A 17,576-nucleotide genomic window follows, 5' to 3' on the forward strand; every position below is an offset into this window, starting at 1 on the left:
GTGAAACCGCGAGCAACGCGACGTCCTCAGACCGCGCCGACCTCGAAGAGTCGGCGGGCGTGGTCGGGACGCGCGAGCAGCACTTCGGCGAGCGCGGGCGGGTTGTCGACGCCGGCCTCGTCGAGCGTCTCGCGCGGGACGACGAGCGTGTTCGCGGGGACGTCCGCGTCGCCCTCGACGCGGTAGTGTCGGGTACCGACCTTCATGACGAGCGGGTAGTCGGTCCGCGCGAGCCCCTCGCCCGCGTACACCTGCTCGTTGACGCGTTCGTGCTGGCGGCGCTGGAGCGCGGCCGTGCCGTCGTCGGACGGTTCGACGTAGAGCCGTCCGAGGTAGTAGCCGGTCGAGAACACCTCGAACATGTTTGTTATACTCACCCACAGAGGGGAAAAGTCCATCGGCGGACCCGGGTACTGCGCTACCCTTTTGAGCGCGTGGCGACAACTCACGAACGACGCATGGACTCCGGGGCACTCCTCGACCTCCTCGGCAACGAGAACAGACGTCGCATCCTGCGCTTGCTCGCGCGCAAGCCCTGCTACGTCACCGAGATCAGCGAGTACCTCGGGGTCTCCCCGAAGGCCGTCATCGACCACCTCCGTCGCCTCGAGGAGGCGGGTCTCGTCGAGAGCCGGACGGACGAGAAGCGCCGGAAGTACTTCCACATCGCGCGCAACCTCCGCCTCGAGGTCACCGTCTCGCGCCACGGCTTCGGCGCGAAATCGGCCTATCCGGCGAGTCGAGACCTCGATCTGACCCGGTGTCACCACCTCTCCATCGACGGCGTGGCGGACGACGACCACGAGGACGTCGCGTCGCTCGCGGACGAGCTCGCGGAACTCGAGGACCTAGAGCGCGAACTCTCGCTCGCCCAGCGCTGGGTGCAGGGGCGCCTCGCGGACGTCCGGGACGACCTCGCGGAGACGATCGATCCCGACGACCACGAGGCGCTCTACGCGGAGGTCGTCGCGGCCGTCGCGGACGGGACGACGGCGGTCGAAACGATCGCGCGGCGCGTCGACGCCCCGGCGGACGTGGTCGAGCGCGCCCTCGCGGACCTCCGGGAGCGCGACGTCCTCGAACGCGACGAGGAGGGGGATTGGTCGGTCACAGACTCCGCGTGAGTCCGTCGCGGAGGTCGCGGCCGAAGTAGTAGCCGACGACGCCGGCGAGCGCGCCGATCGCGCCGACGGCGACGGCGAGACCGATACCGTGGCGCGCGAGGAAGTCGACGGCCACGGGGAGGAACGCCGAGGTGAGGAAACCGAACAGGACGGCGCCGAGCGACGCGAGCGCCGAGGCGAGCACGACTTCGAGGTAGCTCCGGCGGGCGAGGACGGCGCCGACGGCGAAGGTCGCGACGGCGAGGCCGAGAAAGCGCGTCAGCGAGCCGACGAGCGGGACGAGCCCGCCGACGAACAGCCCGCAGCCGGCGGCGACGAGCGCGAGGAGGAAGGCACGCGGCGCGAAGAGCCGACGGACGCGCGCACGGAGACCCCTCTCGCGGGCGTCGGCGCCCGTGGACGGACCCGCGCTCGCTCCCGGCTCCGCCGTTTCGCCGAACGCGTCGTCGCGCGACATGGGCGTCACTGCGCGGTGCGGACGTATGGCTCTTGTCCCGACGCGCCCGCATCGGGGGCGAACGGATGGTTTCAAGGTCGCCGGCGCGCGACGCTGAAGCATGCACTCAGGGGACCGCGTCCGCGTGGAGCGCGACGGACAGGTGAACGAGGGCGTGCTCCTGCCGTCCTCGACGCCGGAGCACCTCGTGGTGAAACTGCCGAGCGGGTACAACGTCGGGATCGAGCGCGAGGACGCCGACGTCGAGGTGCTGGAGTCGGACGTCTACGCGATCGACGGCAACGCGGGCGAGGACGACGGCGAGGGCGAGGAGTCGGCGGTCGCCTTCGACGACGACCTCCCCACGATCGCGCTCATCTCGACCGGTGGAACGATCGCCTCCACGGTCGACTACCGCACGGGCGCGGTGACGGCGCAGTTCGACGCCGAGGACGTCCTGCGCGCCGTCCCCGATCTCGCCGGGCGCGCGAACTACCGGGGACGCGTCGTCGCGAACATCCTCTCCGAGAACATGGATCCCTCGATCTGGCGCGAACTCGCGGAGGCCGTCCACGAGGAGATCGAGAACGGCGCGGACGGCGTCGTCGTGATGCACGGGACGGACACGATGCAGTATTCGGCGTCCGCGCTCTCCTTCATGCTCGACACGCCGGTCCCGGTCGTCTTCACGGGCAGCCAGCGCTCCGCGGACCGGCCGTCCTCCGATAACGTGATGAACGCCGTCTGCGCGGTCGAGGCCGCGAAGGCGGACGTCGCGGAAGTGATGGTCTGCATGCACGCGACGCAGTCCGACGACCGCTGTGCGCTCCACCGCGGGACGCGCGTCCGGAAGGGCCACACGTCGCGGCGCGACGCCTTCGAGACCGTCGGCGGCTCGCCGATCGGGTCCGTCGACTACGACAGCGAGACCGTGACGTACGACGAAACGGCCGATCTCGCCGCGCGCGACGAGACCGACCTCGCGATCAGCCCGGCGCTCGAACCCGACGTCGAGCTAGTGACGTTCACGCCCGGAATGGATCCGGCGTTCCTCGAGATGCTGGAGGGCCGCGCGGGCGTCGTCGTCGAGGGAACGGGACTCGGCCACGTGAACTCGGACCTCGTGGACGTCATCGACGACCTCACGGACGCGGGCACGACGGTCGTGATGACCTCGCAGTGCCTCGGCGGTCGCGTCTGCGATCGGGTCTACGACACCGGGCGTGACCTGCTCGACGCGGGCGTCGTCGAGGGCGAGGATCTCCTCCCGGGGACGGCGAAGACGAAGCTGATGTGGGCGCTCGCGAACACGGAGTCCCCGGCGGAGGCGATGCGGGCGCCGCTCGCGGGCGAACTCAGCGAGCGCTCCGTGCCCGAGACCAACCGCTGAGCGCGGTCGCCTACACGGGACCGAGTCCGGCTACGCGGGGGGCGACGGCTGTGGAGGAGGGCGACGGCTGTGGAGGAGGGCGACGGACATCGATGCTCACTCGCACCCGATCCTCGTGAGCGCGCTGGCTAGCCGCCGCTGACGGGCGGGAAGAGCGCGAGTTCGTCGCCCGCCTCAAGCTCCTCGTCGAGCGCGGCGTCGCGACCGTTCCGGAGGAGGTTGACGTGGTCGTAGAGCGACCCGGTCTCGTCGAGGACGCGCTCGCGCAGCGCCGGCCGATCGTCGAGGAGGGCGTCGAGTGCGTCCCCGACCGTCGCGTCGCCGGGGACCGACACCGCGATCCGATCGCCGCCGGCGACCTCCGCGAGGTCCGCGAACAGCTTCCACTCCATACTGGACGTCTGCGGGCGCGGGCGGTATCAGGCTGTCGTCAGTCCTCGCTCTCGCCCCCACCGCGTCCCCCACCGCCCGCGCTCGCGGCCGCCTCGATCCCGCGGAGGACGTCCGGGCGGGCGACGAGGTAGAGGACGTCGCCGACGGCGAGGGGACGGGAACGTGCTGGAATCGGATCGATCGGGCCGTCCGCGGGCCGGACGGCGGCGACGGTCGCGCCGACGTCGCCGATGGTGCCGTCGGCGAGCGCGCCGCCCTCGCGGACGGTGACGGTCGCCATCGTCTCGTCGGCGCCGCGGAGGACGGACGCGAACTGCCGGTCGGCGCTCGGATCGCTCGGGAGCGTGAGCAGGCGGTAGTCGCCGCCGGCGATCCGCTCCGCGTCGGTGGCGTCGAGCGCGAGCGTGACGACGTCGGCCGCGACGCCGCGGATCTCGCCGGTCGCGACGCGCTCCGGTTCGGGATCGGTGCGCCACACCTGCACGGCGTCGCCCGGGCCGGCGTCGTTCGGCGGGTCGGCGCGGACGGCGGCGGCGCCCATCCCCGGCCCGAGCGTCGGCCCGATGCCGGCGAGGCGCGTGCCGACCGCGAGGTAGGTGATGGCGCCGCTCTCGTCGAGGTCGACGTCCACGTAGCCGACGTCGTAGTCCTCGCGGAGGCGCGCGGCGACGCGCGCTTCGAGATCCGGCACGGTGAGTCCGCGCGGGAAGAGCAGCGTCTTGTTGTGCATCTTCGCCTTCGTCTCCTCGGGGACGGGATCGTAGCCCTCGACGTCCTCGATCTCGTCGGGAATCCCGATGGCGACGACGCGGCCGACGGCCGTCACGAGCTGGCCGACGTCGCCCGCGACCTCCCGCGTGCCGAGGAAGGCGAAGGCCTCGACGGCGAGTCGGTCGCCCGCGCGGCCGCCGGGCGCGCCGAGCGCGACCGCGACGACGAACGCCGCGACGTTGAAGACGACGTCGCCGGCGTCGAAGATGGCGGCCTGATTCGCGACGACGGACGCGAACGCCGTCTTCGTGTTCAAGTAGAGCGCGACGGCGGAGACGCCGGCGAACGCCCCGAGCGCCGTGCTCGCGCTCTGCCGGAAGTACCAGCGGTAGACGGCCGCGACGACGAGCGCGACGAGGAAGGCGGAGACGCCGAGACCGGCGATACGGAGCGCGCCGCGCATCAGGATGGCGACGTAGTCGACGGTCTCCGCCTGCAGCGGGAGCGCGGGGACCATCACGCCACCGCCTCCTCGAAGGCGTTCAGCGTCTCGCGCGTCCCGACGGCGAAGCAGTCGTCGCCCCCGGAGACGGCGGTGTCGCCGCGCGGCGCGACGGTCCACGAGCCGTCGTGGCGGAGCGCGATGACGGCGACGCCGTAGACGTCGCGGACGTCGGCCTCGCCGAGCGTCGTTCCGTCGAGCGGGCCGTCCGCGCGGACGGTGAGCCGCCGCACGCGGTTGCCGGTGCGCCGGAGGAGCGAGAGCAACTCGAACTCCCGGCGGGTCCCGCGCGCGGTGACGACGATCGATCCCTCGCTCGCGCCGAGCAGGGTCTCCGCGCTCGCGCGGTCGGTGGCGACGGTGACACGCCCCTCACCCCCGGTGGTCACGGGCGCGTGGCCGGCCGCGTGAGCCGCCGGCGCTTCCCCGGTTCCGCCGTCGGTCGCGGGCGTCGCGTCCGCACCCGACTCGTCCGCCCCGACCTCGGGACCCGTCTTCGCAGCGACGATGGTGCCGGTGCAGTCCCCGGCGTCGGTGTGCAGGGTGACGGCGTCGCCGCGCGCGACGCCGGTCGGGACGAGCGCGGTGACGGAGACGGCGCGCTCGCCGCGCGCGACGCGCTTCGAGACGCCGGAGAGCGGCGGCGCGACGGTGACGGTGGCGCGGGCGCGTTCGTCGATGTGGACGTCGGCGTCCGCGACGTCGAACTCCGCGCGGAGGCGCTCCTCGAAGCGGCGTTCGAGTTCGGACAGCGGGAGGTCTGCGGGGAACGTCCAGTCGACGGCGGCGATGTCGATCCGGAGGGTCTCGGGGAGCGGCGGGTAGCCTCCATGTCGCCGACGGTGCCGACGATCGGGACGCGGACCTGTCCGAAGCCGCCGACGAAGTCGACGACGTCCTTCGAGAGGGTGCGCTCGCGCAGGCGCTTGAGCGAGAAGTGCTTCGGGAGGCTCGCGCAGGCGCTTGAGCGAGAAGTGCTTCGGGAGGCTCGCGCCGAGCGCGTCGCCCTTCGCGTGGGCGTAGAAGCAGCCCAGCAGGACGACGACGAGCGCGGTGACGAGCGCGACGCTGTTCGAGGACTGGACGACGGTGGCGTCGTTGAACGCCATCAGCCCGCCGTTGATACCGGCGATGGCGATACCGAGGACGACGACGCCGAGCGCGGGGATGGTGAGACCGGTGACGTACTTGAAGACGAAGCCGAACCCGAAGCAGACGAGCGCGGGCACGACGCCCGTGAGGAGGCCGAGATAGAGACCGAGGAGGACCTGCATCGGGAACGACGCCGTGGAGAGACCGAACGGCATACGCGGACGTGGTGCGGATGCAATAAAGCGGTACCGCCGCGGGCGCGACGCGTCCCCCGTGTGCGCGTCCCCGTCCGCGGCCCGCGGTCGGCGGTGGCAGTCGCGGTCGGCGGTGGCAGTCGCGGTACGGTGGCAGTCGCGGTACGGTGGCAGTCGCGGTACGGTGGCGGCCCGACGCGTCGTGCGACTATCCAGACTTATGGTGGACGCGCTCCCCGCCCCGGTATGGACCTCACGAGCCGGCGGCTGCTGTCGGCGCACGTCGCCGTCCTGTGCACGTCGCTCGTCGCCGTCCTCTCCGTCGTGACGGGCGTCGTGAACATCCTCAGCCCGCAGTTCGGCCCGTTCGTCCCGAGCGCCGTCCAGCAGGTCGCGGGGTTCACCGGCGCGCTCACCGGCTTCCTGATGGTCGTCTCCGCGCTCGGGATGCGCCGCGGTCTGCGCGCGGCGTGGTGGTCGACCGTCGTCCTCCTCCCGATCACGGCGATTCAGGGGCTCGTGCAGGTGTCCGTCTACTCGGTGCCGCTCGTCCTCCTCTCGCTCCTCTCGCTCCCCGTCGTCGCGCTCACGCGCTCGCGCTTCGACCGCGAGCTCTCGCTCTCGACGAGCCAGCTGACCGCGGTGGTCGTCCTCGCGGGCGTCCTCGTCTACGGCACCGTCGGGACGTACGCGCTTCGCGACGGCTTTCCCGGCGTCTCCTCGCTTCTCGACGCGTTCTACTACACGCTCGTCACCGCGAGCACGGTCGGGTACGGCGACATCACGCCGAAGACCCCGATGGCGACGCTGTTCTCGCTCTCCGTGCTCGTCCTCGGCGTCGCCGGCTTCGGCGTCGCGCTCAGCACCCTCCTCGGTCCCGCCATCGAGGCGCGCTTCGCCTCCGCACTCGGACGCATGACCCAATCACAACTCGAATCCCTCGAACACCACGTCATCGTCGCCGGCTACGGCGAACTGACCGAATCGATCCTCGAAGAACTCGGCTCGAACCGCGAGTTCGTCGTCCTCGTGAAGGAGCCGTCCGTCGCGGAGTCGCTCCGCGAGCGCGGCCTGAACGTCCTCACGGAGGACCCATCGGACGCCGCGTCGCTCGATCACGCCGGTATCGATCGCGCGGACGCGGTCGTCGCCGCGACGAACGACGACGGACAGGACGCCCTCGCGATCCTCACGGCGCGCCAACTCCAGCCCGACATCCGGATCGTCGCCGCCGCGAGCGAGCGCGAGAACGAGGAGAAACTCCGCGCCGCGGGCGCCGACACCGTCATCAGCCCCGCGGTCATCGGCGGGCGCCTGCTCGTCCAGTCCGCGCTCGGCGACGAGCGAGCGGAGGAGACGGCGAAGCAGGTCGCGGACGGCGAGGAGCCGATGGGAGAGGAGTGAACGGAAACGGAAGGGGGCGCCCGCGAGCGAAGCGAGCGTGACCGTACGGGTCGAAATCCCGGCTGAGCGAGCGCGGGGGAGCGACCCCTACCGCGTGTGCACGACGGCGACGTCGGTGTCGACGTCGCGGGTGCGCTCGAAGGCTTCGGGGGCGCTGAGGCGCGTCCCGCGGGTGTGAGCACCGATGATGACGAGGTCGTAGTGGGACTCGTTGCGGTCGATGAACTGATCGAGCGTGGAGCGCGAGACGCGCGTCTCGCAGCGCGCGTCCGTGGTCTCGGTGAGGTTCGCGAGCATGGATTCGGCGTCGCGCCGCGAGCGCTCGTCGCCGATGCAGGTGCAGACGCTGACGGTGCCGGCGCGGCCGGCGAGGCGCTGGCCGTAGTCGACCATGGCGTGCGCGAGCGGGCCGGCGCGGTGCACGGGCACCATGACGCGCTTCCAGTCGGTGCGCTCGGCCTTCGAGTCGAAGGCGACGGTGTCGATGTCGCTGCGGAAGAGTTCGCGGACGAAGCGCGTCGGCGTCCCGTCGTCCTCGCGTTCGAGCGGCGTCGCGACGAGATCGCAGTTCGTGTCGCGCGCGACGTCGAGGAGGCCGGGGACGGAGAGGTCCGCCTCGACGGTGACGACGACCTCGCAGGGGACGCCGACGCGGGTCTCGATCCGCGCCGCGCGGCGTTCCAGATCGGCGGCGGCCTCGTCGGCGGCGCTGCGCTCGGCGAGTTCGCGGACGTCCGCGTCGGCCTCGACGTCCCGGTTCTCGTCGCCGAGTTCGACGTCGTCGTGTTCCTCGATGAGGCGGCGCTCGGCGGCGGCGATGGCTTCGTCGTCGACGACGTCGAGGAGGACGACCTTCCCGGCGTCGTGGGCGGCGGCGAGGCGCGCGCCGAGCATCGCGGTCTCCGTGTCCGTGTCGCCGCGCATCGGCACGAGGACGTGGTCGTCGGCCTGCGTCGTCGTGTAGAGGTAGCGCGCGCGGCGCTCGTAGAACTCGCGGCGCCACGCGACGAAGGCGATGGCGATGATGCTCGTCGAGATCGCGACGGTGACGACGTAGACGACGGAGGTGGAGACGGCGATCCCGGCGACGTCGATGAAGCGGCCGGGATCGGTGAGGAGGACGAGGAGGGCGGTGGAGAAGGCGCTCGGTTCTTCGAGATCGAGGACCCACGTGAGTACGCCGGTGAGGAAGATGGCGAGTGCGGCCGCCCACGCGTGGACCTGCCACGGCGCGCCTCCGCCGCCGGCCACGGCGGGCGCGAAGAGCGCGGTGAACTCGATGGCGATCCACCCGCAGAACGCGCCGAGGCTCAGGCCGCCGACGAACTTCCACGTGTTCGCGTACTTCCCCTCGGGGTCGGCGAACAGCGTGTACGTCCCCGAGGCGAGCGGCGGGAAGAGGAGGAATGAGACGAGTTGGAGTTCGTTCGAGAGGAAGGTGACGAAGCCGATGAGCAACGGTACGAAGACGAGCACGGAGGCGTGCGTGAGATTGCTCGTCTCCGCCAGCCAGTGGCGCGCGTCGCGCGACTGGCGGCGTTCGAGCGTGCCGGCGCGCCTGCGGGCCGCGCGCAGGCGTCGCCGTAACGACTCGAGCATGTTCCGGGAGGACGGACCCGGCGGGTTTTGCTCTTTCGTCATGCGACGCGGGCCCGAGCGACGCGAGGGGCCGCGGGAAGAGCGACGCGGGCGCGCTCGACGCACGTGCGCGACGATAGCGCGAATCGGGGGTCCGCTGCCCGCCGACTCGCTTACGCGAGTTCGGTCGCGGCGTCGAGCGTGATGCGGATGGCGCGCGCGACGTTGTTCTTCGCTTTCTCGGGGAGTTCCTCCTCGCCGCCGGCGCCCTTCTGGGTGCCCTCGATGAGGTTGCCGTCGGCGGTGCAGATGGCGCCGGCGCGCAGGCCGCGACGTCGCGCGAGCGAGAAGAGCGTCGCGGCCTCCATCTCGACGGCGAGGAGACCGGCGTCGTTCCACGCCGCGACGTAGTCCTCGGTCTCGTTGTAGAAGGCGTCGTCGCTGACGATCGGGCCGACGTGGACGTCCTCGTCGCGCGCTTCGGCGGCGTCGACGAGCGCGGAGAGCGCGTCGTAGTCGGGGACGGCGGGGATCTCGGGGGATTCGTAGCGCTTCGTGGTTCCTTCGGCCTTCGCGGCGCCCGTCGCGACGATCATGTCGCCGATCTCGATCCCGGTCTGAAGCGCCCCCGTGGTGCCGACGCGCAGGAACGTCTCGACGCCGACGTTCGCGAGTTCTTCGAGGGCGATGGCGGTGCTCGGGCCGCCGATGCCGGTCGAGCAGATCGTGAGGTCGACGCCCTCGTAGGTGGTGTTGACGACCGTGTACTCGCGGTTCGATGACACCTCGACGGGGTCGTCGCAGTGATCGGCGATGCGCTGGACGCGTCCGGGGTCGCCGGGAACGATCGCGATGTCGTTCACGTCGCCCTCGTCGACGAGCAGGTGGGGTTGGGTGGCCATACGCGAGTCGTCGCGCGAGGGGAGCAAAAAGCGACCGGACCGGGATCAGGGGGATGCGACGGTGAACAGCAGGAGGTTGTGCGCGCCGGGCCCGAGACCGACCGCGGCGATGAACGCGAGGAGGAGGTACCCCTCCGTGGGCGCCTCGCGGACGTAGTCGGCGAGCAGGAGGACGATGCCGACGGCGAGGACGAGTTTCACGGCGATGAACAGCCACCCGACGCCGAGGACGGGCGCGGTGGGGAGTGAGCCGGCGAACTGCATGATGACGCGGGAGAGCGGCGTCTGTTCGCCGAAGCCGAGCGCGTCGACGCCGACGGCGGTCGTGGCGGCGTCGAGCGCGTGCCCGAAGATCACGAGCGCGCCGGCGCCGCCGACGGCGCGCGCGTCCTCGACGCGGAGGCGGCGCATCCCGGTCCAGCAGACGGCCGCGAGGAAGCACGCCATGAGGAGACCGAGGGACGGCCAGAGGGGCGCGAGGAGGCCGTCGCGCGTCCCGTATCGGACGGCGAGCGCGACGGGGAGCGAGAGCGCGAGGAGGCCGACGCCCGCGAGCACGCGTGTCGGCGCGCCCGTGCGGCGCGCGCCGACCCAGACGGCGACGGCGACGACGAACGTCGATCCGTAGACGGCGGGCGCGGAGGCGAAGGGCGCCACGGCGGTCGGGAGGACGCCGAGTTGGTGACAGACGTACGCGGCGGAGCCGAGGGCCATCCACGGCGCGAACGCGAGGACCGTCCGGTCGGTCAGCGACGGTCGCTCGCGGGCGAGCGCCGCGACGGCGACGACGACACCGGCGAGGAGGACGGCGAGCGCGGGCAGCGGCGGCACCGTGAAGCCGGACGGGAGCACCATATCCGAATCCCGCGGGTGCCGGGCGTGAAAGCGTTACCATCCGGCGCGCTCGCCTCGCGCGTGTGCGAAAGCGCGGGGCTTTTGGCCGTGCCGGGCGAACTCCCGACGAGATGGCCCGGTATCACATCGAGACCTACGGGTGCACGTCGAACCGCGGCGAGAGCCGCGAGATCGAGCGACGGCTCCGCGACGCCGGTCACCGGAAAGTCGACGGGGCCGGGGCGGCGGACGTCGCCATCCTCAACACCTGTACGGTCGTGGAGAAGACGGAGCGCAACATGCTCCGCCGGGCCGAGGAGCTCGCGGACGAGACCGCGGACCTCTACGTGACGGGCTGTATGGCGCTCGCGCAGGGCGGCGAGTTCGGCGACGTCGACGCCGAGGTGCTCCACTGGGACGAGGTCCCCGAAGCGATCACGAACGGGGAGTGCCCGACGCCGACGCCCGACGCCGAACCCGTTCTGGACGGCGTCATCGGCATCCTCCCCATCGCACGCGGCTGTATGTCGAACTGCTCGTACTGCATCACGAAGCACGCGACGGGGCGCGTCGATTCGCCACCCGTCGCGGAGAACGTCGAGAAGGCCCGCGCGCTCGTCCACGCCGGCGCGACGGAGATCCGCATCACCGGACAGGATACCGGTGTCTACGGCTGGGATACCGGTGAGCGCAAGCTCCCCGAACTCTTAGAGCGCATCTGTACGGAGATCGAGGGCGACTTCCGCGTCCGCGTCGGGATGGCGAACCCCGGGGGCGTGCACGGCATCCGCGAGGAGCTGGCCGAGGTGTTCGCCGCACACGAGCAGCTCTACAACTTCCTGCACGCGCCCGTCCAGTCCGGGAGCGACGACGTGCTCGAACACATGCGCCGCCAGCACCGCGTCGAGCAGTACGTCGAGATCGTCGAGACGTTCGACGAGTATCTGGACGAGTGGACGCTCGCGACGGACTTCATCGTCGGCTACCCCACGGAGGAGGACGCCGACCACGAGATGTCGATGGCGCTCCTGCGCGAGACGCGCCCGGAGAAGATCAACGTCACGCGCTTCTCGAAGCGCCCCGGGACCGACGCCGCGGAGTTGAAGGGTCTCGGTGGGACGCTGAAGAAGGAGCGCTCGAAGGCGATGTCCGAGCTGAAGCGCGAGGTCGTGGGCGAGGCCTACGAGTCGATGGTCGGGACGGAACGCGACGTGCTCGTCACCGAGCACGGGACGGGAGACTCGGTGAAGTGTTACGATTCGGCGTACAGACAGGTCATCGTGCAGAACGCGGACGAGCACGGTCTCGAACCGGGCGACTTCGCGACGGTGGAAGTGACGGGCCACCAGACGATGTACGCGTTCGGCGAGCCGATCTAGAGGGACTCGCGGATCGCCTCGCGATCGGGTAGCGACGCGGGCAGGTCCTCGGGGGCGAACCACTCGCCCTGCGCGCGCTCGCTGTCGGCGATTTCGACGTGAACGACGGCGCGGAGCGCCGGGTAGGTGACGGAGTCGTAGTCGAACTCGACGACTTGGGTCCAGAGGAGATCGCGGAGGGCGAGGTCGTCACCGGCGGTCGGGGCGGCGTGGCGGATGGCGGCCGCATCGAGCGTCTCCGCGCGCTCGCCCGCACCGCCGGGGAGCGTCCACGAGTCGCCGTCGCGATGGAGGAGGACGCGGCCCGCGTCGTCGGTGAGGACGACGTCGACGCGCCACTGATACGCCCGTTCGTCGAACGCCGCGGCGTCCGCGGGTGCGGGACGTTCCGCGACGTCGCGGGCCGCGGGCTGCGGCGGTCGCTCTGGTCGCTCGCCCCACTCCTCGGTGAGGGCGTCGCGCCGACCGCGGACGCGGGCGAGCAGCATCGTTCTCGTTCGGGTCGTGGTCTCTCCGGTCGCGCTCATGTCGAGTCCGTCGCCGGAACACCGGCCACATGTGCGAGATAGTACCACACAAGCATAAGCGTTTGGGCAGTTTCTTCGAGAGGGGAGAGGAAATAGCGATATAACAGGCAATAACAGACAGGATATCAGGGTTTCAAGACCGTATGATTGATTTCGGTCTGATGTGGGGGACGTGTGGTCAGACTATCGTCCGAGCAGGCGATCGGCGTCGCGGTCGGCCTTCCACTCACCCATCTCCTTCGGATCGACGTGGACGAAGACGTCGTCGACCTCCGGCATCGAGCGGATGTCCTGAACGACCGCCGACTCGATGTCGTGTGCCTCGAAGAGCGACAGGTCGCCTTCGACCTCGATATGGAGGCTGACGTCCACCTCCGGGCCGACGTAATGGGCGACGACGTCGTGGGCGCCCGCGACCCGATCGTGGCGCAGCGCGCGCTCGAGGATCTCGCGGCGCAGGTCCTCTGGCGGGGCGGCCCCGACGAGGTAGTTGACGTTGTCGCGGACGATCTCGTAGCCCGTGTAGAGGATGCCGAGCGAGACGACGCCCGCGGCGATCGGATCGAGGACGGGGTAGCCCGCGGCGGCACCGACGACGCCGACGAGCGCCGCGGCCGCCGTGAGGATGTCGTTCCTGTTGTCGAGCGCCGCGGCGACCAGCGCGGGGGAGTTGTGCGTCTCACCCACGCGCCGACAGTAGCGATAGAGTCCGTACTTCGCGCCCGCGGACGCGAGGAGCACGGCGACGCCGAGCGCGCCCGCCGCACCGCCGTACGTGCCCGTGAGGACCGCGGTCGTCGCGTTGTAGAGGACGGTGATGCCCGCGGCGAACACGCCGACGGCGACGAACAGCGAGACGAACGGCTCGATGCGCTCGTGGCCGTGCGGGTGTTCGAAGTCCGCGGGCCGCGTCGTCAGGTAGAGGCCACCGAGGACGACGAGGCTGTAGAGCGCGTCCGATCCGCTGTTGACCGCTTCGGACCCGATGGCGAGACTCCCCGTGTACCACCAGACGCCGCCCTTCGCGACGACGAGCGCGACGTTCGCGGCGAGGACCACCGCTCCCGCCCGCCGCATCGCGGTCTTGCGGTCCATCCGCCGGAGATTGGTCGCCGTCGAACAAGTGCGTTGTGGATTTTTTGAGTCAGTCGAAATCGAGCGCGACCGGGGTCTTCGGGCCGCGATCCGTCGCGTCGGACTGCGCGGCGAACGCCTCGTGGAGCGCGTCGTAGGAGTCCGCGAGACCCTCCACGACGACCTTCGTGTCGGCGACGACCGGCATGAAGTTCGTGTCGCCCTCGTAGCGCGGGACGACGTGGGTGTGGACGTGATCGTCGATGCTCCCGCCGGCCGCGCCGCCGCCGAGGTTCAGCCCAGCGTTGTACGCGTGCGGCTCGAACGCGGCGTCGAGCGCGTCGAGCGCGCGCTGCTTCAGGCGGGCGTGATCGAGGAGCGTCGCGTCGTCGAGCGCCGCGTAGTCGCCGCCGTGCTCGCGCGGGAGCACCATCAGGTGCCCGGGATTGTACGGCGCGTTGTTGAGGAGGACGAACGCGCGCTCGCTCGCCGCGACGACGAGGTTCTCGCGGGCGTCCTCGCGCTCGGGGAGTTCGCAGAAGACGCACTCCTCGACGTCCGGGTTCTTGTCCTCGCGTTTCACCCACTCGATGCGCCACGGGGCGAACACCTGCTCCATACCGACACGCTCGTCGGGCGACCGGAGGTAGTTTTCGGAACGATCAGTAGGAAACGACGCGGCGCGGTCTTTTTCAGGTCGTGAGTGGAGTGAAGGGGATTTTTGTGCCCGTAGTGAGTGGAATGGGGTGAGGGTGGTTCCGATGGCAAGTAAAACACCTCGTTCCGATGGGATGGCGGAAGCGTGCGGGAACTGTGGCAAGGAGACGCCTCACGCGGTCTCCGTCGAACTCAAGACCGAGTCCGACAAGGAGGAGAACGCGGAGTTCTCGCGCGAACCCTACCGCGTCGCGAAGTGTCGCGTCTCCGGTGAGAAAACGTCTACCCGGATGAACAACGCGTAAAACACGACGCAGCGATCCGTCGTCGATCCCCCTCAATGTTTTATCGCGCACAACGCGCGATTCCCCCTCACGTCGTCACGTACGGTAGCGACGCCTACTGCTTCGTCGTCGCCTCGTAGCCGTCCTCGGTGACGATGATCGTGTGCTCGGCCTGCGCGACGAGTTCGCCCTCCGACTCGTGGAGCACCGGATACGAGCGCAGGACGCCCTGCGTCTCCAGACGCCGTATCGCCATGTCCGCGCGCGGGGCGTCCAGCCACCGCTTGGCGAACGGCAGCTCGCGGTACTCCTCGCGGACCGTCTCCAAGACCCGTCGGGCCTGTCGGTTGCGGACCGATCGGTCATCGACGAGCGAGTAGATCTCGGTCTTCGAACCCTCCGTGACCTTCCCGGATCCGGTCGTCGCGAACGGTTCGACCGCGAGGACGTCACCGGCTTCGAGGACCGTCCCGCGATCGGTGCCCCGATTCGGCACGCTCGGGTCGGTGTGGGCGTCCCACCGTTCGAGACCGTGACCGGAGAGGTTCACGATGGGCTGATAGCCGTACGCTTCGATGACGTCCGCGACCTCCGCGCCGATCTCGCCGGTGTGCGCGCCCGCCTCGACGACGTCGAGGGCGGCGTCGAGCGCCTCCTCGGCCGCCTCCGTCAGTTCGGGATTCCCCGAGAGGTCGACCGTGCGCGCGGCGTCCGCGATGTAGCCGTCGACGTGGACGCCGAGGTCGAGACAGACGATCTCCTCGCCGAAGGTCGCGTCGTCGTCGGCGTGCGGCGAGGCGTGACTCGCCTCCTCGTCGACGCTGATGTTCGCGGGGAACGCCGGGCGGCCGCCCAACTCGTGGATGCGTTCTTCGGCGTATTCCGCGACGTCGATGTGTTTCGCGCCGACCTCGACGCGCTCCTCGGCCTCGTCGAGCACCTGCGCGAGGGTCTCGCCAGCCTCGCGGTACTTCTCGTGGGCCTCCGTTCCGAATTCGACGGTGTCCGTCATACCGTCGGCTTCGCGCGCTCGTCCTTTTACGGTGTCGGATACCGCGGTCGAACGGAGTGAGACCGCGAAACGACCGAGCGCTGACCGCGGGGAAGCGCGAGGGATAGCGCGACGAGCGTGGCGCGTCGCACGCCACCCTTATGCTCGCGGCGCGTCTCGGTGGGACGTGAACACGCGACAGCGCTTCGGCGTAGCGGCCGGCCTCGTCGCCCTCTCCGCCGTTCTCAGCGTCCTCGCCGCGCCCTCGCTGCCGGAGACGGTCGTCACGCACTGGAGCGCAGCCGGCGAGCCGAACGGAACGATGTCGAAGCCGTTCGCGCTCGCGTTCGTCCCCGCGCTCTCCGCCGCTCTCGTCGCCGTCCTCGCGGTCGTGCCGCGGGTCGATCCGCGCGGGGAGCGGTACGCGTCCTTCCGCACGTACTACGACTGGCTGGTCGTCCTGCTCGCCGGGTTCCTCCTCCTCGTCCACGCCGGCACGCTCGCCTACAACCTCGGCTACCGCTTCGACTTCGTGGACCTCGTCCTCGTCGGTATCGCCGGCCTCTTCTACAGCGTCGGCGTCGTCCTGCCGCACGCCGAGCCGAACTGGTTCGTCGGCGTCCGTACCCCGTGGACGCTCGACAGCGACGAGGTGTGGGACCGCACGCACGCGCTCGGTTCCCGGCTGTTCAAGGCCAGCGCCGTCCTCGCGCTCGTCGGCCTCCTCTTCGACGACTACGCGATGTACTTCCTCCTCGTCCCCGCGCTCGCCACCGCCGCGATCACCGTCGCGTACTCCTACTGGCTCTACGAGCGCCTCGAACGCGACGACTGAGGGGCTCGTCGACCGCTCTCCCTCCCGAGACGACGCGTTCCGCGGACCTTCCCGTCGGTCAGTTCCGCGAGGTCTGCATCGCGTCCGTGTTGTACGCCTCCCCGAACCGACCCTCGCGGTCGAGGACGATGACGCCCGCGCCCTCCCCGGTGAGTTCGCCGAGGTCGGCGACGGCGCGCTCGGCCGCGGTCGCGGCGTCGACGCCGTCCTCCAAGTATCGGACGGCGCGGCGGGTGAGCGTCGTCTTCGCGATGGCCTCGCCCGCGCCGGTCGCGGACGCCGCGCCCGCGGGGGCGGCGTAGAAGCCCGAGCCGATCTGGGGGACGTCGCCGACGCGGCCCGCGAGCGCGAACCACCGACCGCCCGTCGAAGTCGCGGCCGCGAACGAATCACCGTCGTAGGCGACCGCACCCACCGTATCGTGGTCCCGCGGGTCGTCCGGGTCATCTCCAAACCTATCCTGTATCCACGCGAGGTGCTCGCTCGGTGTGCCCTCGGGGTGGCCGTCGAGGCCCTCCCAGCGCTCGCGGGAGCGCTCGGTCCAGAGGTCCACCTCCGTCTCGACGCCGACGTCCTCGGCGAAGTCGACGGCGTGGACGCCCGCGAGTTGGACGTGCGGGGTATCGTCCGCGACGTGCCGGGCGACGCTGACAGCGTGTTCGACGCCCGGCATCGACCCCGCTGACCCCGCCTCGCGGTCGCTCGTCATGACGCCCGCGTCGGTGCGGATGATGCCGTCGGACTGGACGGCGCCGCCGACGCCGGCGTTGAAGCGCTCGTCGGATTCGAGGACGCGGACCGCGGCTTCGACCGCGTCGAGGGGGTCGGACTCGTCGGCGCCGGCGTCCGCCGCGTCGTCGAGGACCGCCTCTCGGGGCTCCGGGTCGTCGGGCGCGCCGCCCGCGCCGCCGTGTACGATGATGCGCATGGGCGACCCGACGCGCCCGGGACTGTGAAGGCCGGCGGTTTCGCGGCGCCGGGTCGGGGCTTCCGCGTCCGGCCGACCCCAAACCCGAACCGGCGTCGCGGCCGCGGGCGTTCGCGCGGTCGGCGGGACGCGGACGGCGGGGGACGGGCGGGGGACGTTGGCACGGGTACGTCTCGGGAGCGACCGGACGGGGAACGTCACCGTGAGGGCGCGTACCGTACACGAGACGACGGCTCGAGTGTTCGACGAACGTCGAAGAGGCGCGCGGAAACAGCAGTCCTTTTAGGCGCTCGCCGGGTGGCTTGAGACGAGATGAGCTACGAGTACGAGCAGGTCGAAGT

Annotated in this window: 18 protein-coding genes and 1 pseudogene; 6 read left to right on the forward strand and 13 right to left on the reverse strand. The window is 70.8% G+C overall.

What is annotated here, in order from left to right; genetic code table 11:
* Positions 1 to 26: 26 nt before the first annotated feature.
* On the reverse strand, positions 27 to 362 hold the full coding sequence (locus tag AOZ13_RS10045; protein WP_020222812.1) for a DUF5802 family protein: 336 nt from the start codon (positions 360 to 362) through the stop codon (positions 27 to 29).
* Between the two features lie 96 nt (positions 363 to 458).
* On the opposite strand from AOZ13_RS10045, the gene AOZ13_RS10050 reads away from it, so the two are divergent.
* Positions 459 to 1,124, forward strand: a complete 666-nt coding sequence (locus AOZ13_RS10050; protein ID WP_020222813.1) for an ArsR/SmtB family transcription factor — start codon at positions 459 to 461, stop codon at positions 1,122 to 1,124.
* Here the strand turns inward: AOZ13_RS10050 and AOZ13_RS10055 are convergent.
* A complete protein-coding gene (locus AOZ13_RS10055; protein ID WP_049934059.1) occupies positions 1,108 to 1,581 on the reverse strand; it encodes a hypothetical protein in 474 nt (157 codons plus the stop codon). The genes AOZ13_RS10050 and AOZ13_RS10055 overlap by 17 nt on opposite strands.
* 100 nt (positions 1,582 to 1,681) lie before the next feature.
* Between AOZ13_RS10055 and gatD the strand changes: the two genes are divergently transcribed.
* Positions 1,682 to 2,950 (forward strand): Glu-tRNA(Gln) amidotransferase subunit GatD, encoded by a 1,269-nt coding sequence (gene gatD, locus AOZ13_RS10060; RefSeq protein WP_021780492.1) that lies wholly within the window; start codon positions 1,682 to 1,684, stop codon positions 2,948 to 2,950.
* 128 nt (positions 2,951 to 3,078) lie between these two features.
* Here gatD and AOZ13_RS10065 read toward each other — a convergent pair whose 3' ends face one another.
* The 3 genes and pseudogenes from AOZ13_RS10065 to AOZ13_RS10075 all read right to left on the reverse strand — a co-directional run bounded on the left by AOZ13_RS10065 (position 3,079) and on the right by AOZ13_RS10075 (position 5,863).
* The gene (locus AOZ13_RS10065) at positions 3,079 to 3,342 is read right to left on the reverse strand and encodes a ubiquitin-like small modifier protein 1 (protein ID WP_021780493.1); all 264 of its coding nucleotides are present in this window, start codon (positions 3,340 to 3,342) and stop codon (positions 3,079 to 3,081) included.
* A gap of 38 nt (positions 3,343 to 3,380) precedes the next feature.
* Complete coding sequence (locus AOZ13_RS10070) at positions 3,381 to 4,571, reverse strand: hypothetical protein (RefSeq protein ID WP_021780494.1); 1,191 nt, start codon at positions 4,569 to 4,571, stop codon at positions 3,381 to 3,383.
* Positions 4,571 to 5,863 (reverse strand): annotated as a pseudogene (locus tag AOZ13_RS10075) (potassium channel family protein). Before AOZ13_RS10075 ends, AOZ13_RS10070 begins: the two are co-directional and overlap by 1 nt.
* Positions 5,864 to 6,088: 225 nt before the next feature.
* Here AOZ13_RS10075 and AOZ13_RS10080 point away from each other — a divergent pair.
* Positions 6,089 to 7,246, forward strand: a complete 1,158-nt coding sequence (locus tag AOZ13_RS10080; RefSeq protein WP_020222263.1) for an NAD-binding protein — start codon at positions 6,089 to 6,091, stop codon at positions 7,244 to 7,246.
* A gap of 87 nt (positions 7,247 to 7,333) precedes the next feature.
* Here AOZ13_RS10080 and AOZ13_RS10085 read toward each other — a convergent pair whose 3' ends face one another.
* From AOZ13_RS10085 to AOZ13_RS10095, 3 genes are all read right to left on the reverse strand, one after another.
* Complete coding sequence (locus AOZ13_RS10085) at positions 7,334 to 8,845, reverse strand: HPP family protein (RefSeq protein WP_020222264.1); 1,512 nt, start codon at positions 8,843 to 8,845, stop codon at positions 7,334 to 7,336.
* A 152-nt stretch (positions 8,846 to 8,997) separates the two neighbouring features.
* Entirely contained in the window at positions 8,998 to 9,726 is a 729-nt protein-coding gene (locus tag AOZ13_RS10090) for a nucleoside phosphorylase (protein ID WP_020222265.1), read from the reverse strand.
* Between the two features lie 45 nt (positions 9,727 to 9,771).
* On the reverse strand, positions 9,772 to 10,581 hold the full coding sequence (locus AOZ13_RS10095) for a DUF63 family protein (RefSeq protein ID WP_049934060.1): 810 nt from the start codon (positions 10,579 to 10,581) through the stop codon (positions 9,772 to 9,774).
* A 110-nt stretch (positions 10,582 to 10,691) separates the two neighbouring features.
* Here AOZ13_RS10095 and AOZ13_RS10100 point away from each other — a divergent pair, with 110 nt between their 5' ends.
* The gene (locus tag AOZ13_RS10100; protein WP_020221944.1) at positions 10,692 to 11,939 is read left to right on the forward strand and encodes a tRNA (N(6)-L-threonylcarbamoyladenosine(37)-C(2))-methylthiotransferase; all 1,248 of its coding nucleotides are present in this window, start codon (positions 10,692 to 10,694) and stop codon (positions 11,937 to 11,939) included.
* Here the strand turns inward: AOZ13_RS10100 and AOZ13_RS10105 are convergent.
* The 3 genes from AOZ13_RS10105 to AOZ13_RS10115 all read right to left on the reverse strand — a co-directional run bounded on the left by AOZ13_RS10105 (position 11,936) and on the right by AOZ13_RS10115 (position 14,159).
* Complete coding sequence (locus AOZ13_RS10105; protein ID WP_021780497.1) at positions 11,936 to 12,466, reverse strand: NUDIX hydrolase; 531 nt, start codon at positions 12,464 to 12,466, stop codon at positions 11,936 to 11,938. The genes AOZ13_RS10100 and AOZ13_RS10105 overlap by 4 nt on opposite strands.
* 183 nt (positions 12,467 to 12,649) lie before the next feature.
* Complete coding sequence (locus tag AOZ13_RS10110; RefSeq protein WP_021780498.1) at positions 12,650 to 13,561, reverse strand: cation diffusion facilitator family transporter; 912 nt, start codon at positions 13,559 to 13,561, stop codon at positions 12,650 to 12,652.
* Positions 13,562 to 13,610: 49 nt separating this feature from the next.
* A complete protein-coding gene (locus tag AOZ13_RS10115) occupies positions 13,611 to 14,159 on the reverse strand; it encodes an HIT domain-containing protein (protein WP_020221946.1) in 549 nt (182 codons plus the stop codon).
* A gap of 142 nt (positions 14,160 to 14,301) precedes the next feature.
* On the opposite strand from AOZ13_RS10115, the gene AOZ13_RS10120 reads away from it, so the two are divergent.
* Complete coding sequence (locus AOZ13_RS10120; RefSeq protein ID WP_044957765.1) at positions 14,302 to 14,502, forward strand: DUF7835 family putative zinc beta-ribbon protein; 201 nt, start codon at positions 14,302 to 14,304, stop codon at positions 14,500 to 14,502.
* 94 nt (positions 14,503 to 14,596) lie between these two features.
* Here the strand turns inward: AOZ13_RS10120 and map are convergent, their stop codons facing one another.
* A complete protein-coding gene (gene map, locus AOZ13_RS10125; protein WP_020221948.1) occupies positions 14,597 to 15,493 on the reverse strand; it encodes a type II methionyl aminopeptidase in 897 nt (298 codons plus the stop codon).
* Positions 15,494 to 15,659: 166 nt separating this feature from the next.
* Here map and AOZ13_RS10130 point away from each other — a divergent pair, with 166 nt between their 5' ends.
* Positions 15,660 to 16,307: an SdpI family protein gene (locus tag AOZ13_RS10130; protein WP_020221949.1), complete on the forward strand. Its 648-nt coding sequence runs from the start codon at positions 15,660 to 15,662 to the stop codon at positions 16,305 to 16,307.
* 58 nt (positions 16,308 to 16,365) lie between these two features.
* Here AOZ13_RS10130 and AOZ13_RS10135 read toward each other — a convergent pair whose 3' ends face one another.
* Positions 16,366 to 17,235, reverse strand: a complete 870-nt coding sequence (locus AOZ13_RS10135; RefSeq protein WP_021780499.1) for an isoaspartyl peptidase/L-asparaginase — start codon at positions 17,233 to 17,235, stop codon at positions 16,366 to 16,368.
* Between the last annotated feature and the right edge of the window lie 341 nt (positions 17,236 to 17,576).

Origin of the sequence: Halarchaeum acidiphilum MH1-52-1 (assembly GCF_000474235.1) — an archaeon.
Classification (GTDB): domain Archaea; phylum Halobacteriota; class Halobacteria; order Halobacteriales; family Halobacteriaceae; genus Halarchaeum; species Halarchaeum acidiphilum.

What these genes read in the sequence shown, in the direction of transcription:
- AOZ13_RS10080 (WP_020222263.1), top strand. Translation starts at nt 6,089, where the DNA reads ATGGACCTCACGAGCCGGCGGCTGCTGTCGGCGCACGTCGCCGTCCTG.
- AOZ13_RS10070 (WP_021780494.1), bottom strand. Translation starts at nt 4,571, where the DNA reads ATGGTCCCCGCGCTCCCGCTGCAGGCGGAGACCGTCGACTACGTCGCC.
- AOZ13_RS10045 (WP_020222812.1), bottom strand. Translation starts at nt 362, where the DNA reads ATGTTCGAGGTGTTCTCGACCGGCTACTACCTCGGACGGCTCTACGTC.
- AOZ13_RS10085 (WP_020222264.1), bottom strand. Translation starts at nt 8,845, where the DNA reads ATGCTCGAGTCGTTACGGCGACGCCTGCGCGCGGCCCGCAGGCGCGCC.
- AOZ13_RS10115 (WP_020221946.1), bottom strand. Translation starts at nt 14,159, where the DNA reads ATGGAGCAGGTGTTCGCCCCGTGGCGCATCGAGTGGGTGAAACGCGAG.
- AOZ13_RS10090 (WP_020222265.1), bottom strand. Translation starts at nt 9,726, where the DNA reads ATGGCCACCCAACCCCACCTGCTCGTCGACGAGGGCGACGTGAACGAC.
- AOZ13_RS10055 (WP_049934059.1), bottom strand. Translation starts at nt 1,581, where the DNA reads ATGTCGCGCGACGACGCGTTCGGCGAAACGGCGGAGCCGGGAGCGAGC.
- AOZ13_RS10095 (WP_049934060.1), bottom strand. Translation starts at nt 10,581, where the DNA reads ATGGTGCTCCCGTCCGGCTTCACGGTGCCGCCGCTGCCCGCGCTCGCC.
- AOZ13_RS10105 (WP_021780497.1), bottom strand. Translation starts at nt 12,466, where the DNA reads ATGAGCGCGACCGGAGAGACCACGACCCGAACGAGAACGATGCTGCTC.
- map (WP_020221948.1), bottom strand. Translation starts at nt 15,493, where the DNA reads ATGACGGACACCGTCGAATTCGGAACGGAGGCCCACGAGAAGTACCGC.
- gatD (WP_021780492.1), top strand. Translation starts at nt 1,682, where the DNA reads ATGCACTCAGGGGACCGCGTCCGCGTGGAGCGCGACGGACAGGTGAAC.
- AOZ13_RS10120 (WP_044957765.1), top strand. Translation starts at nt 14,302, where the DNA reads ATGGCAAGTAAAACACCTCGTTCCGATGGGATGGCGGAAGCGTGCGGG.
- AOZ13_RS10110 (WP_021780498.1), bottom strand. Translation starts at nt 13,561, where the DNA reads ATGGACCGCAAGACCGCGATGCGGCGGGCGGGAGCGGTGGTCCTCGCC.
- AOZ13_RS10050 (WP_020222813.1), top strand. Translation starts at nt 459, where the DNA reads ATGGACTCCGGGGCACTCCTCGACCTCCTCGGCAACGAGAACAGACGT.
- AOZ13_RS10135 (WP_021780499.1), bottom strand. Translation starts at nt 17,235, where the DNA reads ATGCGCATCATCGTACACGGCGGCGCGGGCGGCGCGCCCGACGACCCG.
- AOZ13_RS10100 (WP_020221944.1), top strand. Translation starts at nt 10,692, where the DNA reads ATGGCCCGGTATCACATCGAGACCTACGGGTGCACGTCGAACCGCGGC.
- AOZ13_RS10065 (WP_021780493.1), bottom strand. Translation starts at nt 3,342, where the DNA reads ATGGAGTGGAAGCTGTTCGCGGACCTCGCGGAGGTCGCCGGCGGCGAT.